16 protein-coding genes are annotated in these 14,453 nt (G+C 64.5%); 3 read left to right on the top strand and 13 right to left on the bottom strand.

Features of this window, described 5'->3' with window-relative positions:
• Positions 1–6: 6 nt before the first annotated feature.
• The 4 genes from V0R59_RS22385 to V0R59_RS22370 all read right to left on the bottom strand — a co-directional run bounded on the left by V0R59_RS22385 (position 7) and on the right by V0R59_RS22370 (position 4,301).
• Positions 7–1,506 (bottom strand): sensor domain-containing diguanylate cyclase, encoded by a 1,500-nt coding sequence (locus V0R59_RS22385; protein WP_330076847.1) that lies wholly within the window; start codon positions 1,504–1,506, stop codon positions 7–9.
• A gap of 134 nt (positions 1,507–1,640) precedes the next feature.
• On the bottom strand, positions 1,641–2,405 hold the full coding sequence (locus V0R59_RS22380; RefSeq protein ID WP_330076863.1) for an SDR family NAD(P)-dependent oxidoreductase: 765 nt from the start codon (positions 2,403–2,405) through the stop codon (positions 1,641–1,643).
• A 14-nt stretch (positions 2,406–2,419) separates the two neighbouring features.
• Positions 2,420–3,109, bottom strand: a complete 690-nt coding sequence (locus V0R59_RS22375; protein ID WP_330076846.1) for a type 1 glutamine amidotransferase domain-containing protein — start codon at positions 3,107–3,109, stop codon at positions 2,420–2,422.
• A 118-nt stretch (positions 3,110–3,227) separates the two neighbouring features.
• Positions 3,228–4,301 (bottom strand): helix-turn-helix transcriptional regulator, encoded by a 1,074-nt coding sequence (locus tag V0R59_RS22370; protein ID WP_330076845.1) that lies wholly within the window; start codon positions 4,299–4,301, stop codon positions 3,228–3,230.
• 117 nt (positions 4,302–4,418) lie between these two features.
• On the opposite strand from V0R59_RS22370, the gene V0R59_RS22365 reads away from it, so the two are divergent.
• Both V0R59_RS22365 and V0R59_RS22360 read left to right on the top strand, forming a co-directional pair.
• Positions 4,419–5,744, top strand: coding sequence for a hypothetical protein (locus V0R59_RS22365; protein WP_330076844.1), 1,326 nt, complete (start codon positions 4,419–4,421; stop codon positions 5,742–5,744).
• 108 nt (positions 5,745–5,852) lie between these two features.
• Entirely contained in the window at positions 5,853–6,146 is a 294-nt protein-coding gene (locus tag V0R59_RS22360; protein ID WP_330076843.1) for a hypothetical protein, read from the top strand.
• Positions 6,147–6,172: 26 nt separating this feature from the next.
• Here the strand turns inward: V0R59_RS22360 and V0R59_RS22355 are convergent, their stop codons facing one another.
• From V0R59_RS22355 to V0R59_RS22315, 9 genes are all read right to left on the bottom strand, one after another.
• Entirely contained in the window at positions 6,173–6,622 is a 450-nt protein-coding gene (locus V0R59_RS22355) for a GNAT family N-acetyltransferase (protein WP_330076842.1), read from the bottom strand.
• Between the two features lie 59 nt (positions 6,623–6,681).
• Positions 6,682–7,161 (bottom strand): surface-adhesin E family protein, encoded by a 480-nt coding sequence (locus V0R59_RS22350; protein WP_330076841.1) that lies wholly within the window; start codon positions 7,159–7,161, stop codon positions 6,682–6,684.
• Entirely contained in the window at positions 7,158–7,793 is a 636-nt protein-coding gene (locus tag V0R59_RS22345) for a hypothetical protein (RefSeq protein ID WP_330076840.1), read from the bottom strand. Before V0R59_RS22345 ends, V0R59_RS22350 begins: the two co-directional genes overlap by 4 nt.
• 106 nt (positions 7,794–7,899) lie before the next feature.
• Positions 7,900–8,391 (bottom strand): DUF1543 domain-containing protein, encoded by a 492-nt coding sequence (locus V0R59_RS22340; RefSeq protein WP_330076839.1) that lies wholly within the window; start codon positions 8,389–8,391, stop codon positions 7,900–7,902.
• A 122-nt stretch (positions 8,392–8,513) separates the two neighbouring features.
• Complete coding sequence (locus V0R59_RS22335) at positions 8,514–9,608, bottom strand: alkene reductase (RefSeq protein ID WP_330076838.1); 1,095 nt, start codon at positions 9,606–9,608, stop codon at positions 8,514–8,516.
• Positions 9,609–9,617: 9 nt separating this feature from the next.
• On the bottom strand, positions 9,618–10,058 hold the full coding sequence (locus V0R59_RS22330) for a nuclear transport factor 2 family protein (RefSeq protein WP_330076837.1): 441 nt from the start codon (positions 10,056–10,058) through the stop codon (positions 9,618–9,620).
• 34 nt (positions 10,059–10,092) lie between these two features.
• The gene (locus tag V0R59_RS22325) at positions 10,093–10,539 is read right to left on the bottom strand and encodes a nuclear transport factor 2 family protein (protein ID WP_330076836.1); all 447 of its coding nucleotides are present in this window, start codon (positions 10,537–10,539) and stop codon (positions 10,093–10,095) included.
• 2 nt (positions 10,540–10,541) lie between these two features.
• Complete coding sequence (locus V0R59_RS22320; protein WP_330076835.1) at positions 10,542–11,588, bottom strand: NADH:flavin oxidoreductase/NADH oxidase; 1,047 nt, start codon at positions 11,586–11,588, stop codon at positions 10,542–10,544.
• Positions 11,585–13,255 carry a GMC family oxidoreductase gene (locus tag V0R59_RS22315; RefSeq protein WP_330076834.1) on the bottom strand — a complete coding sequence of 557 codons (1,671 nt, stop codon included), beginning with the start codon at positions 13,253–13,255 and terminating at the stop codon, positions 11,585–11,587. The genes V0R59_RS22320 and V0R59_RS22315 overlap by 4 nt, the downstream gene beginning before the upstream one ends.
• Before the next feature lie 198 nt (positions 13,256–13,453).
• Between V0R59_RS22315 and V0R59_RS22310 the strand changes: the two genes are divergently transcribed.
• The gene (locus V0R59_RS22310; protein WP_330076833.1) at positions 13,454–14,383 is read left to right on the top strand and encodes a helix-turn-helix domain-containing protein; all 930 of its coding nucleotides are present in this window, start codon (positions 13,454–13,456) and stop codon (positions 14,381–14,383) included.
• Positions 14,384–14,453: the final 70 nt, after the last annotated feature.

Raw genomic sequence — 14,453 nt, 5'->3', positions numbered from 1 at the left:
TCGGTTTCAACCGACATGCAGGCAGTTGCGGCCTGCTTCCTTGGCAACATACAGCGCCTGGTCGGCGCGTTCGAGCAGCGTCTCGCCGTCCTCCGCTGCGCTGTCGGTGGCGCAGGCGATGCCGATGCTGACGGTCACTCGTGCCAATGGACTGCCCTGATGGGCAACCGGTTCCTGCGCCAGGCGTTCGATCATTGCCCGGGCGATGGCGGTTGCACCGGCAGCGTCGGTCTCGGGCAGGATCGCCACCAGTTCCTCGCCGCCATAACGGGCCAGCAGGTCGGAGGGGCGCCGCACGCAGGCCGAGAACAGGCGGGCAACGTGTTGCAGGCAGGCGTCGCCGGCCGGATGGCCATAGGTGTCGTTGAAACGCTTGAAGTGATCGATATCGATCATCAGCAGGGCCAGCGGCGCCCCGCTGCGGCGAGCCCTGGCGCTTTCCTGGGCCAGCGCCTGGTCGAAGCAGCGCCGGTTGGCCAGCCCGGTCAGGGCATCGTGGCGCGCCAGGTGTTCGAGTTGCTGGTTGCTGTCGAGCAACTGTTGCTGGGCCAGCCTCAGCTCGCCTTCCGCCAGGCTGCGCCGGCGCATGGCGCGGATCAGCCACCAGCCGATGGTGCCGGTCAACGCCAGCAGTCCGGACACCACCCCCAGCGACAGCTGTGCCTCCAGTTGCCACGCGGCCAGGGCTTCGCGCTTGCCCAGGGCGACAGTCGTCACCAGCGGCAGCGTGTCGCTCTTGCGAAACGCATACAGGCGCTCGACACCATCCAGGCTGGACGTGAAGGACGCGGTGCCCACCGACTTGTCCACCAGGTACCTGGCATAGATCGGCGACTGGGAGAAATTGCGCCCCATGTCCTGCTCGCGGAACGGGTAGCGCACCAGCAGTGCGCCGTCCGTGTAGGTCAGGCCGATGGCCCCTTCCTGGCCCACGTCGATCTGGCCGAACAGGCGCAGGAAGTTCTCCACCCCAAGGGTCACGGCCACCACGCCGGCGAACTCGCCCTGGGCATCGTTGAAGCGGCGGCTGATGGTGATCACCCATTCCTGGGTGGCGCGGCTGCGGATGGGCAGGCCGATGAAGGGCGCGTGGGACGGGTCGTCACGGTGATGGATGAAGTAGGCCCGGTCGCTGCTGTTGGCGCCGGCGGGGATGGGGCGGTTGGACGACATCAGCCAACGCCCGTCGCGGTCGTATACGGTGATGCCGCTCAACTGCGGCATCAGCGGTTGCTGGCGGTCGACCAGTTGCTTCAGGCGTTCGATCTGCCGCTGCCCGCTGCCTTCGGTTTCCAGGCGTTCCACCAGCCCGAGCAGGATCAGCGCGCTCTGGCGCACGATGCCTTCGGAATAGGTGGAGAGGGCCTGGGTGAGGTTCAGGCTGTGGGTGTCGATTTCTTCCAGCGTGCGCTCGCGGGAGGCCATCACCTTCCAGAGCGTCAATGAAGCGAGCGAGCAACCAATGACCGACAGCAAAAGTACAACGAGGTGGATGTCACGCTTCACGTTGATACCTGATGGAAAATCCTGATTCCGCGCTTGCCGGGGTGTGGCACATAGCCAGTCCTGGCGTTGGGCAAGGATACAAGGAGTCAGGGGCGCGCGCAGTAACTAAATGGTTAAACGCCGACCGGGCGGCCCTACCATTCAATCCTCGCGCCATCCCAGCCCCGGAAGCTGCCGCTGTCTGCAGGCCCGAGCCGTCCTGCCAGTTCGAGGATGCAGCGGGCGGCGAAATCCGCCTGGAACAGCTTGCCCTCCGGCACATTGCCCTGGAACGGTCGCGAGAGGTCGGTATCGGTGGTGCCGGGATGCAGGGCCAGTACGGTGGCGGCCGGGTTCAGGCGTTTCAGCTCGATGCTTGCGGTGTGCAGCAACTGGTTCAGCGCGGCCTTGCTGGCCCGGTAGCTGTACCAGCCACCCAGGCGGTTGTCGCCGATCGAACCGACCCGGGCCGACAGTGCGACGAAGGTGCTGGGCTGGTTGCGGAGCAGGGGCAACAGGTGCTTGAGCAGCAGGATGGGCGCGAAGGTGTTGCAGGCGAAGCTTGCCTGCAGCCCGGCCAGATCCAGCTGGGCCAGGGACTTTTCCGCTTTCGCGCCGTCCTGGTGAAGGATGCCCAGGGTGCTGATGACCAGGTGTAGATGGGGACTGGACTGCTTTACCTGGACGGCAAGGCGGGCGAGGGCATCTTCGTCGCGGGCATCGCAGTCCACCAGGTGCAGGCGCTGGGCGTGGCTTTCCAGCAACGCCAACAGACCGGCGGCCTCGGTGGCGCGACGCGAAACGGCCCACACTTGGCTGACGTCTTCCCGGGCCAGCAGAGCGGTACACAAGGCCAGGCCGATGCCCCGGCTGGCGCCGCACACCAGGACCGCGGCCGGGCCTGTCAGTCCTGGAATCAGGGGGCTCGCGGGTTTCAGGATTGCTGCGCCAGGCGTTGCAGCAGCGCCTTGGCCGTCGCTTCGGACGACGCCGGGTTCTGCCCGGTGATCAGGTGCTCGTCCTCCACTACATGACTGGCCCAGTCTGCGGCCTTGCTGTAGTTGCCACCGTTGTCCTTGAGCATGTCCTCCACCAGGAACGGCACCACATCGGCAAGCCCCACCGCGTTTTCTTCGGTATTGCTGAACCCGGTGACCTGCCTGGCCTTGACCACTGGTTGGCCGTCGGGTGCCTTGACATCCTTCAGCACGCCGGGGGCATGGCACACGGCCGCGATGGGTTTGTTGGCGGCGTAGAAGGTTTCCAGCAGCGTCCTGGAATGCTTGTCCTCGGCCAGGTCCCACAGCGGGCCGTGGCCGCCGGGGTAGAACACCGCGTCGAAGTCGTACGGGTCGATCTGCGACAGCGGCAAGGTATTGGCCAATGCGGCCTGTGCCCGGGCATCGCTGCGGAAGCGGCGGGTGGCGTCGGTCTGGGCGTCCGGCTCGTCGCTTTTCGGGTCCAGGGGCGGCTGGCCGCCCTTGGGCGAGGCGAGGGTGATGTCGGTGTTGGCGTCGATGAATACGTAGTAGGGGGCGGCGAATTCTTCCAGCCAGAAACCGGTCTTCTTGCCGGTGTTGCCGAGCTGGTCGTGGGATGTGAGCACCATCAGGATTTTCTTCATGGAAGCCGGTCCTCCGAGTGTTGGATGGGCAGGGCGCCGTTCGCCCTGCATCCTTGTGGGATGCGCACGGAGGGTGGATGTTCCGTGAGTTTTGCGTGGGATGCAGCCAAGTGACCTTCTAATGCACAAGGTGCCCATAGGCCTGGGCCATCTGCCGGACGCAGCTGCTGATGCTTTCCCGCAACTGGGCCGGCTCCAGTACTTCGATGGCGGCACCGTGGCCGAGAATCCACCACTCAAGGCCCTGGGTGTACTCGTAGTCGCACTCCAGCATCCAGCCACCGCTACCCAAGGGTGTCAGTACCTGGTTTTCCGTCAATGGCGTCTCCGACTCATCCAGCCGCTCGCGCAGTGCCTCGTTGATCCTCAGCTTCAACCTGACAGGGCCGCATGCCTTGTGAATCTTCTGCACGTGCTCGGTCGGTGAGAAGTTCTCCGGTATCGATACCCGACGAGATTGCAGCACCTCGACGGCCTGGAAACGTTGAAGTGGCAGCTTGCGAATGATCTGGTCATCGTCCGACTGGCAAATCAGGTAGATGCTTGAATCCTGATAAGCAAGAGCGAAAGGGTTCAGGCACATGTCTCTGAGTGCTTTGCTACGCCGGGATCGGTACTGCCCCTTGACTTGGATACCCTCCAGAATGGCGGTCTGAAAGGCGTGCAGCACTTCCTGCGAGACCTTGGCCTGGCAGAGTTGAACATGCTGGGTGCCATGCACGACCTTTCCGATCCAGCCATGCTCCAGAGCGTGGCTCTTTCTGAGAATGTCATTGGACCGCTCGTAGATCGGCTTCAGGTCAGCCAGCGCTGCGTGGTGCAGGAGATGGCGAGCGTGCTCGTACAACGTCACGATTCCCAGTGCCACGCGACTGGACTTCAGTTGCGAGGGGGATAGCTCCAGCTTTTCTGCCCGCCCATGGTCATCCGCAAAGTCCAGATCGATAGGGCTTTCATCGTTCAGGACCCACGTCGGGGTTTCGTGTTTGCCGGGCGACTTCGTCCTGATCACCCCTGCCTTGGCCATGACTTCAAGGTCACGTTGTATGGTGCGGATGTCCACGCCACTGTCATCGCGACCGTGCAACTCGGTCGCGGTAATGCCCTTTCTTCCTGACGACCCTACAAGGCGCAGCAGGTCGAAGCGCCGCTTCAAGGTCTTGATGGCATTCGGCAAATCCTGCCTGGTCACGTTCGATTCCTCTGTTGACCTGAAATGACGAGATAATCCGGCGTCCCTACGACAGGTTCTGTCGTAGGGGGTGGGATACTAGCGCAACTCAAGCAGCCCATTACAAGGAATCGGGACATGCACCGCGATCAGTACCTCGGCAACACGCTTTCCGCCACCACGAGCCATGTGGTGCGCGACTTTGTCGATTGGCTGGCCAGGAACCTGGGCAATACCACGCTCTTCACTCATCAATACACGGACCGTCGTAGTGGTATCCATTGGAAATTCCAGGGCCTTCAGGACGCGTGCGCACGCTATCAATGGCGGCACAAAGGCGCTCCTGGCGTTGCCCCGGGAGCAGACCTCGGCAGCAACGGTCAAGCGCTCGACGCATTGGCTCGCAGATTGCGCAGCAGCCTCGATCCGGTAAACGACCAGGCTGCATTTTCCGCCGCCGCGGATGTGATGACCTGGGGTGGCGTCCAGGCAGGAAACATTCGCTGGTTGAGCATCAACACGAAAGACCTGGCCCAGACCCTGACGACCACGGCCGCTGCATTGGCCCGAGGTGACCTGGCCGGGCAGATCCTGACGAGCAATGCGCTGCGCTTCAACGCCGGAATGACCAAGGTGTACTCGCTGCTGGTCGACGACTTCATCATCTACGACAGCCGTGTTGCGGCCGCCCTGGGCTGGATCGTCGTGAAATATTGCAAGGAGAAGCAGCTTTCGAGTGTCCCTGCCGAACTCGCCTTTCCCTGGGCGCCGTCGAAAGAGGGCCCCCGTGCGAAATCGCCGAAGAATCGCAATCCCGGTCAGAAAGGTTTGAGCTTTCCGCGTCTGAGCGCCGGTGCTGTGCATGCAGAGTGGAATCTCAAGGCCAGCTGGATTCTGGCAGCGGCATTGGCCCGCGCACCTGCCGGCGGCTTCGCGGCGTCCTCCGGCGTATCGGCGCTGCGCCAACTGGAGGCTGCGTTGTTCATGATCGGCTATGACCTGCCCCGTGACGGGAGCAATGCCGAGGCCCCGACACCGGATGACAGTTGGACCGAGTGCTACACCGCAGCAAGGAACAACAGGTTCCACTACCTGATCGACGACGACGCAATCCGGCTTCATGGAGGCCGCCGATACCCGATCGAGATCATCAACAAGATGTTGAACATTCTTTGGGAAGTTTCGCGCAGTACGCCATTCCCTCTGGCCAACAGCGCAACCAAGGTTCGAGCCGGAGAAAGCGCGTTTGGTATCGGCACTGCCTATTTCGAAGCGACCGACAGGAAGGGCAACCCGCCAGATGCCAGCGCGCTTGCCGCAGTACTTCAAGACATCGGTGCATTGCGCTTCACGCCCGGCCGTCGTGACGCGTGGTCGATCAACACCGACGCATTCCCCGGTGAAGGCATGATCGACGTCACTGCACTTGTCACCCGTGAAATCGAACTGCGGGAAGACCTGTAGCCCATCACCCGAACCGGAGCGTGCATCACACGCTCCGGGACTTTCTACCTTTCAGACTTGTCCAGGGAGACCGCCATGTCAGCCAGATAACGATATGGAGTTTTACCTATGGCCCGCACCTACAGGCGACAGGGTTGCCAGTACGATTACCTTTTTGTGCTTTGGGATATCGAGCCCGAGCTGCTCACTTCGCGATGTCTTGCCGTTCGCAAGCGCCTGGCGCGCTTCCATGGCGACAGCTTCGCGAGCCACCGAGAGACACCGCCGAGACGTTTTCGCAAGGCTACCGATCGCAAGATTCGCGCAGCGAACCTGGCGGTCCTCGCACGCTGGCTGAAGAGCCAGGATTTCGACCTGCTGTTCTGTGACGTCCGCCGTTGCCCTGCGTGGCTACCCCTGTAATAACCCGGGTTCGGCCGAGCAGCCGGTCAAACTGTCAGCCGCCGCTCCATGGGCTGATAGACCAGCCCGGCAAACTCGGCCACTTCCCCAGCCAGTTCAAAACCGTACTGCTCATAAGCTGCCACTGAAGACAGTGACGCGCTTACCGTCACTACATCGGTCCTGGCCTGCTTCAGGGCAGCATCAACCAGGCGCCTGCCAATGCCCCGCCGTTGCCACGCCGGCGAGACGAACAGCATCGCCACGTGACGCCCTTCCTTGAGCTCGACCAGCCCGGTCAGGATTCCGTCTGCGACACAGACCAGGATCAGGTTGTCACCTGTCATTCGTTCTGCAAACGCCTGCGTAGCGGCCACTTTGCCGAAGGTTTCCACGCCTTGCGCCGACAGCGAGGGCGCAACCGCCAGCATGAATGCCTCCAGGCACAGGGCACTGGCAGCCGGCAGGTCTTCGTGGGTCATCTTGCGGATCAGCATGTCGGTTTCCTTGATCACGTTCTCATGATGATTCAGTGCAACCCGAAGCATGGATCCCGCTACCCCGGACTACCCGGGCGCAGACGCGCCGCATCGACCTTGCAGGCCACATCACGCAACATTCCGATCAGCGACTGCCGCTGCAGCGGTTCCCATTGCGCAATATCGTTCTTGCGCACCACCTCCTGCCCCTGGGCAAAGGGTTGGGAGAAATACACGCGTCCGAACTGTGCCATTTCGTCCCGCTCGCAGTTGATCACCCGGGTCGCCCGCGAACTGCGGATTTCCGGAGATTTATCGCCGGGATCGACGGCTGCCAGGTAGTTGTTGATCAGGTAGAACTGGCGCAGTTGCGGGTTGCCCTGGTACAGCGTGACGGAGCGGGCGTCGAACCAGGTGACCAGTTCGGCGTCTTCCAGCAGCTTGAACATGCCCGCAGGGGGCGTGTCCGGTGCTTGCGTCACGGCCTCTTGTGGCGCAGTGCCGTGGGCGCAGCCGCCCAGCAGCAGTGCCAAGGCCAGGCATGGCAGGTACTTCATCGTTTGGCGCCTTGTGCCACGTCCGGGCGTTCCTGCTGCAACAGGTGCGCATCGACGCTGCCTTGCAACGAGCAGAGCAGGCGGGTCTTGCCATCCTCGACGCTGAGCATCAGCAGCTTTTCCGCAGAACCGGCCGCCGGAGCGATGCCCGAGGCCGCTGCAAGGTTGTCCTGCCAGGCGGAATTGGCGTCCAGCTTGATCCTTGGCCTGGAGATGAAGTACTCACCGGCCTCCTGCCAGTTGGCCTCGGGCAACCTGGCCATGACCTGCTCGCGGCTGGCATCGATTTCGAAGCCCCAGAAGTAGTAGATGCCTTGCTTGCCCAGATCCATGACGCGGTCGTAATAGCTGGTCAGGCGCAGGCCCTGGTCGTCCACGGCGGGGGTGAAATGCTGGAATGCGCTGTCGAACTCGCGGCGGTCCTGCACTGGCAGCCAGGCCACACCGTGTTGATCGTCGCGTGCCAGCTTGACGGTCTTGGCCAGTTCGGCGCGCTGGGCGTACAGGTTCTTGAAGAATGACGGCTCGCACGAGACGAGGCTTTCACTGAGGCCGGTGGCCAGGGCGTTACCAGAGCACAGGCCGAGGAAAAGGGTGCAGCAGGAAGCGGAGAGAAGACGACGCAGATCCATTGCCTGAAAATTCCTTGAGGGGTGAAGAGACGCGATCTTAAGCGCGTCGTAACGGTGTTACAAATCGAAAAGGGCGGGCGGATACGGCTGGTCGGGTATCCGCTCGTCAGATCAGGATGTAGTCGCTGTGCTGCACGATCCCGCGATGCTCGCCTTCGACCAGGTGCACGTAGCGCCCCGCGACCATGTCGACGGGCAGGCAATCGTCCACATCGAGGACCGCGTCGGTGTGGGGTTTCAACCAGCCTGCGGCCATGCGTTGCTTGCCCGACTGCTTGGCCGTGGCCTTGTCGGGCGCCACCAACAGCAGGTAGCGGTGCGCCTCGCCGAACACCTGTCGCTCGTACCCGCCGAGGTTAAGGAAGAATAGGCGCATGGCCCCGGGCGCCGGTGCGGCCTGGCTGAATTCGACGCGATAGCCCTCCACCCCGTCCACCTCCAGCCAGGAATCGATGTGCAGCCCCTTCGGACTGCCGAACCAGGCGGCGCGCAGTTGCGGGTAGGTGTGTTCAAGCGAGTCGGCCTGGGCGAACAGCACGTCGTGGACTTCGATGCTGGCGCGAGGATGGCGTCCTCCCAGCATGACAACGTAGAGCATGGGGTGTCCTGCGGTTTCAAGGGGGCATAACGACGCGCATCTTAGCAGGACCGGAGAAAGGAGAAACAAGCCAGGTGGGGCCGCTTTGCGGCCCTTCGCGAGCAGGCTCGCTCCTACAGAAGTCAGCTGTGCCGCGGATAGTCTGTGTAACCTTCTGCACCTCCTGCATAGTGACCGCGCTCCGCCAGCTCGTTGAGCGCTGCGTTGTCGCGGATGCGCTCCACCAGGTCGGGGTTGGCCATGAAATAGCGGCCAAAGCCCACCAGCGGTACCCGTCCTTCATCCACCAGCGCCTTGGCCCGGGGGACATCCAGCCCGCCGTTGGCGATCAGCGCGCCATGGAAGTTGCCTTGCAGGATTTCCAGGATCCGCTCCAGGTCCGGCGCGCCGTACCAGCCATTGACGTCGGCGATGTGGATGTAGCCCACGCCCTTGTCCTGCAGCATTCGCGCGACCCAGGCATAAGTGTCGGCGGCGAAGTCGTCCTGGGCGTTGTTGTAGGTTGTGAACGGCGACAGGCGCACCCCCACGCGGCCGAGGGGCATCACCTCGGCGATGGCCTCGACGATCTCTTCGAGAAACCGCGCGCGGTTGGCGATGGAGCCGCCGTAGGCATCGCTGCGCTGGTTGACCCGTGCCGAGAGGAACTGGTGCGGCAGGTAGCCGTTGGCAGCATGGATCTCCACGCCGTCGAACCCCGCCGCGACCGCGTTGCGCGCGGCCTCGCGGTATTCGCCGATGGTTGCGCGGATCTCTTCCAGGGTCATGGTCCGCGACGGCGTGGCACTGATGCGCACGTAGTGCTGGTTGTCCAGCAAGGCCCAGACATGCAGATGGTCGACATCGTCGTTGAATCCGGATGGCGACAGGGGTTGCTGCCAGTTCAGCGTGCCCATGGCGCCGATGCGGCCGCCGTGCCAGAGCTGGGCGAAGATCCGCCCGCCGGCGTCGTGGACCCGTGCCGTGACGTGTTTCCAGCCCTCGACCTGGGCGGCTTCATGAAGGCCGGGCGCGCGTTCGAACGGGCAGGACAGGGGACTGACGTTGGTAGCCTCGGACACCAGCAGGCCGGCGGAGGCCCGTTGCGCGTAGTACTCGGCCATCAAGGCGGTCGGCACGCCATCGATGCCGGCGCGGGCCCGGGTCAGTGGCGACATGACCAGGCGGTTGGGCAGTTCCAGGTCGCCCAGGCGGTAGGTTTCGAGCAATGCGGTCATGGTCTTCTCTCAGAACTCGCCGTCGAGGACGGCATCCAGTTGGTCGATGGTCCAGGTGCCGTCGGTACGCGACAGCCGCGCCAGGTATTCGCCGGTGGTGGCCAGCACCGGTTGCTGCCCCGGCAGGATCGAGTAGCAGGTCAGCAAGGCCTTCAGTTCCGCCTGTTCGCTGTCCAGGCGCAGGAACATCGGCGTGCTGATGACATGGCGGCGTCGGTCGGGCTGGCTTTCATGGATCGCCTTGAGCCCGGCGACGATCGCCGCGCGGCCGGTCCATGGCCCCCAGCCACTGCTGGAGCCACTGACCACGCCACCGCTGATGGCGTCTTCGGAGAAGGCCGAGCCCATCAGCGCCATGTCGAAACTGTCGTAGCCCCAGCCGTAGCGGTGCAGGGTGTCGAGGACGGCTTGCGCCTGGCTCCAGTCGAAGCGTTCGGGTGTGTTGCTCATCGTGTGGGTTCCTTGGGTCGGAGGAGGGTGCGGCTCAGAAGGCGCTGTCCAGGACTTCGTCGAGGCGTTCGATCAGCCAGCCGTCTGGGCCATGGCGGGCGTCCAGGCGGTATTCGCCGACCGTCACCAGGTGCGGTGGCTTGCCATTGGCGTAGGAAAAAATGTTGACGTAGACCCGGGCGCTGGCGCTGTCGGGTTCGAGCCTGTCGAAGACGCAGGTATCGATCACATGGCGGCGGCGGTCGGGCTGGGACGTGCGGATCGCCGCCAGTGCCTCGACGATCGCGCTGCGACCCTGCCAGGGGCCCCAGGACAGGTCGCTGCCGCCGACGATGCCGCCGCTGCTGGCCTGCTCGGTGAAGACGCTGCCGAGCAGGGGCATGTCGTTGCTGTCGTAGCCCCAGCAGTACTGGTGGAGGCGTTGCAGGATTTCGCGCTGGGCGGCCTGGCGTTGAAGGTCATTGAACGGGGTGGGCTGCATGGTCAGTGTCCGCGAACGTAGGGCCCGGTCGCCCGGGCGTAGGTGGGGATGGCCAGGGGCGGCTCGACGCCGGCGTGGCGGGCGACCTCCAGCAGCCAGAATGGATTGCGCAGCAGCTCGCGGCCGATATAGACGAGGTCGGCGGCGCCGGAGAAGAGGATGGATTCCACCAGCTCGCTGGACGTGATCGAGCCGTTGCAGCCCACCGGGATGCCGACCTGCTCGCGGATCCGGGCGGCATAGGGCACCTGGTAGCCCGGCACGATCTCGCCGTCGAAGGTCGGCGCCAGGCCGCCGGCGGAAATGCCCAGCAGGTCGACGCCCAGTGCCTTGAGCCTGGTGGCCAGGCGCTCGGTGACCTGCAGGTGATTGCCGCCGGGGCCGGCCTTGTCTTCAGCGGACAGGCGCACGATCAGCGGGCGCTCCTGCGGCCAGGCCTGGCGCACGCCGGCGACGATCTCCAGCAGCAGGCGGCTGCGGTTTTCTTCGCTGCCGCCGTAGCGGTCTTCGCGCTGGTTGCTCAGCGGCGAGAGGAATTCGTGGATCAGGTAGCCGTGCGCCGCGTGGATTTCCAGGCAGTCGAAGCCGGTATCGATGGCGCGCTGCGCGGCGTCCACGAAGGCCTGCACTATGGCTTCGATCTGCGCGATGCTCAGCGCTTCGGGGGTGCGTTGCTGTTCGCTGTGGGGCAGCGGCGAAGGGGCGACGATGGCGCCGTCGACCATCGACTTGCGCCCGGCATGGGCTAGTTGCAGGGTGCCCTTGGCCCCGCAGGTGTGGATCATGTCGGCCAGGCGCGCCAGCCCGGCGACCTGGCTGTCGTTCCATAGGCCCAGGTCGGTGTGGCTGATGCGTCCTTGCGGCAGTACCGCCACCACTTCCGTGGTGATCAGGCCTACGCCGCCCAGTGCCCGGGCGCTGTAGTGGGCCAGGTGCAGATCGTTGACCTTGCCGTCGTCCTGGCCGCTGTACATCAGCATCGGCGCCATGACGATGCGGTTTTTCAAGGTGACCCCGCGCAGGGTCAAGGGTTGGAAAATCCTGCTCATGCTCTACCTCCAGGAGAAGCCTGGTGTGCCGCGCCGGCGCTGTGCCGGCGAATGAAGTCTGCGGCGCGCTCGGCGATCATGATCGTCGGCGCCGCGGTGTTACCGCGCACGATGCTCGGCATGATCGAGGCATCCGCCACCCGCAAGCCCTCGACGCCATGTACGCGCAGCTGGCTGTCGACCACTGCTTGGGGGCCGTGGCCCATTGCGCAGGTGCCGGTGGGATGCAACGCGGTCCCGGCCGTGGCGCGGACATAGGCTTCGAGCTCGGCGTCGCTGTCGCCGACCTGGGGGCCGGGCAGGGATTCGCCTTTGAGCAGGGTCGCCAGGGCCGGTGCGGCGAGGATCTTGCGCGCCAGGCGGATGCCCTTGACCAGGTTGTCGACGTCCTCGTGGGCACCCAGGTAGTTGCCGTGCACCTGCGGCATGTCCTCGGGATCGGCGCTGCGCAGGCGCACCTGCCCACGCGAGTGGCAGGTGTTGCACAGCGGCGCCAGGGAGAAGCGGTGCACCTGCGGAATCGGGTCGCCCCAGCCACAGGACGACGCCGCCAGGGCGTTGAGCTGGATTTCCGAGCGGCCATCGCCGTCGGTGTCGAAGAAGGCGCCGCACTCGACGATGTTCGAGGTGAGCACGCCACTGCGGAACAGCATCCACTGCAGTCCGTTGGACAGTGCGCGCCAGCCGCGATCCTGGCCCATCAGGCTGATGGGCTGCTTGAGGTCGGCATCCACCGGCACCAGCACGTGGTCCTGGTAGTTTTCCCCGACCCCCGGCAGGTCGACCACCGGCTCGATGCCATGCTCGCGCAGGTGCGCGGCGGGGCCGATGCCGGAGAGCATCAGCAGCTTGGGCGACATGAAGGCGCCGGCCGAGACGATCACTTCGCGCCGGGCCTTGATGTCCCGTACCTGTCCATCGTGACGCAGGCGAACGCCCACGGCCTGGGTGCCTTCGAGCAGAACCTTGTGCACCGCTGCATCGGTCCACACCGTGAGGTTGGCGCGTTTTTCGGCCTTTTCGATGTAGGCGACATAGCTGCTGCTGCGCTCGCCGCGGTAGCTCATGGTCTGGTAGAAGCCGACGCCGGCCTGTTTGTCGCCGTTGAAGTCATGGTTGAACACGGCGGGCAGCCCCGGCGCGCCGCTGGCCTGCTGGGCGGCGACGATGAAGGCATCGCTGAGGACGTGGCGGTGCACGCCGTCTGATACCCGCAGGGGCCCGTCGGTGCCGTGGTATTTGCCGGCCAGCCGGCTGTTGTGTTCGGCGCGCTTGAAGAACGGCAGCACCTCGTCGTAGCTCCAGCCTGCGCAGCCGGCGGCGGCCCAGGCGTCGTAGTCTTCCTTCTGGCCACGGCTGTAGCACATGGCGTTGATGGCGGTGCCGCCGCCCAGCGTGCGGCCTTGCAGCAGGGGCATCTGCCGGCCGTTGGCGCCGGGCGTCGCCTCGCTCTTGAAGAGGAAGGTGCGTGCGGTACCGTGGATCTTGAAGAAACCGCCGGCCATCCTGATCAGCGGATGCCGGGCATGGGGTCCGGCCTCCAGCAGCAGGACCCGGTTGGCAGGGTCTTCGCTGAGCCGGGCGGCGACCACGCAACCGGCGGCGCCGCCACCGACCACGATGTAGTCGAATCCGTCCAGGTCGGCACGACCATTGGAAATGTGCATATCGAGAACGCCTTGTTGTTTTTGTGCTTGCTCCAAGGCTACGAATGCACCGGGCGCCACGCTTGTTTGCGGGTGCCAATCTTTGTACCGGGCGCGCCACTCGACGGATGGACGCCGGCGGGTCGTTGACGGATCGAAAAGGCGAAAGTTAACTTGTTAATAAAATAAGAATCTCCACTGATCGCGAGGTCGCTTGCCATGTTCAATGCCTTCAATACCGCCGCCATCGACCAGCGCCAGCGCCTTGCCTACTGGACCGAAGCCATCTGCGAGACCTTCCTCGCGGTGGATTGCCGGCAGCAGCCGGGCGATGCCTTCCACGGCGAGATGAAAGGCGGGCACCTGGGAGGGCTGGACTTGATCGACGTGGTCTCGCCGGCCATGGAATACCGTCGGGATATCTCGCAACTGAAGGCGCACCACGAGGAGCACTTCCAGTTGGTCCTGCAGGTCAGTGGCGTCGGCCACTTGCAGCAGCACGAGCGACAGGCCGTGTTGCTGCCGGGCGATGTGGCGCTGTACACCGCCACCGCGCCGTCTTCCATTGCCTATCCGGACGGCTCCCGGACCATCGCGATAAAGATTCCACGGGCCAGCGTGCTCAGCCGCATCGGCTGTCGCGAGCAGGCGCTGGCGTTGTCGCTGAAGGCCGCATCGCCGTTCGGCGCCATGCTCGGCAGCCTGATGCGCGAGTCGCTGGCCTGGAGCCTGGAGAAGGAGGGCAGTGATGAGGCGCGGCTGCCCAATGGCATGCTCGACCTCATGTGCTTTGCCTTCGAGAACGCGGCGGGGGTGAGCGCCGGTGTTGCGCGCAAGTCGCCGCTGGAACAGATCAAGCGCTACATGCACGCCCACCTGGACGATCCGGACCTGCAGCTTGCCGAGGTGGCCAGTCGGCACAACGTGTCGTTGCGGACCCTCAACCGCCTGTTCGCTGCCGAGGGTGTCAGCGCCAACCGCTGGCTCTGGCAGCAACGGCTGGAGGCCAGTTACCAGGCGCTGACCGGCAAGCGCGTCAGGCAGGTGAGCGAGGCGGCGCTGAGCTGCGGTTTCAATGACCTGTCGCATTTCAGCAGGACGTTCAAGAAGACCTACGGAGTGACGCCCAACCAGTTGCTGCGCCAGTAGGCGAAACCCTGGCGCAAGCAGTCCAAACCCTGGCGCAGCCGTCCAAGCCAGGCCCCCGCCGCGAAACCTA

The organism is Pseudomonas ulcerans (genome assembly GCF_036324125.1).
Lineage (GTDB): Bacteria > Pseudomonadota > Gammaproteobacteria > Pseudomonadales > Pseudomonadaceae > Aquipseudomonas > Aquipseudomonas ulcerans.
This window is presented reverse-complemented; position numbering and strand designations above follow the sequence as displayed.

Excerpts from the sequence above, each read along its gene's own strand:
- V0R59_RS22315 (WP_330076834.1), bottom strand. The coding sequence starts at position 13,255 with ATGCACATTTCCAATGGTCGTGCCGACCTGGACGGATTCGACTACATC.
- V0R59_RS22335 (WP_330076838.1), bottom strand. The coding sequence starts at position 9,608 with ATGACCGCATTGCTCGAAACCTACCGCCTGGGCGACCTGGAACTGCCC.
- V0R59_RS22325 (WP_330076836.1), bottom strand. The coding sequence starts at position 10,539 with ATGCAGCCCACCCCGTTCAATGACCTTCAACGCCAGGCCGCCCAGCGC.
- V0R59_RS22360 (WP_330076843.1), top strand. The coding sequence starts at position 5,853 with ATGGCCCGCACCTACAGGCGACAGGGTTGCCAGTACGATTACCTTTTT.
- V0R59_RS22355 (WP_330076842.1), bottom strand. The coding sequence starts at position 6,622 with ATGCTGATCCGCAAGATGACCCACGAAGACCTGCCGGCTGCCAGTGCC.
- V0R59_RS22340 (WP_330076839.1), bottom strand. The coding sequence starts at position 8,391 with ATGCTCTACGTTGTCATGCTGGGAGGACGCCATCCTCGCGCCAGCATC.
- V0R59_RS22330 (WP_330076837.1), bottom strand. The coding sequence starts at position 10,058 with ATGAGCAACACACCCGAACGCTTCGACTGGAGCCAGGCGCAAGCCGTC.
- V0R59_RS22310 (WP_330076833.1), top strand. The coding sequence starts at position 13,454 with ATGTTCAATGCCTTCAATACCGCCGCCATCGACCAGCGCCAGCGCCTT.
- V0R59_RS22345 (WP_330076840.1), bottom strand. The coding sequence starts at position 7,793 with ATGGATCTGCGTCGTCTTCTCTCCGCTTCCTGCTGCACCCTTTTCCTC.
- V0R59_RS22365 (WP_330076844.1), top strand. The coding sequence starts at position 4,419 with ATGCACCGCGATCAGTACCTCGGCAACACGCTTTCCGCCACCACGAGC.
- V0R59_RS22375 (WP_330076846.1), bottom strand. The coding sequence starts at position 3,109 with ATGAAGAAAATCCTGATGGTGCTCACATCCCACGACCAGCTCGGCAAC.
- V0R59_RS22320 (WP_330076835.1), bottom strand. The coding sequence starts at position 11,588 with ATGAGCAGGATTTTCCAACCCTTGACCCTGCGCGGGGTCACCTTGAAA.
- V0R59_RS22350 (WP_330076841.1), bottom strand. The coding sequence starts at position 7,161 with ATGAAGTACCTGCCATGCCTGGCCTTGGCACTGCTGCTGGGCGGCTGC.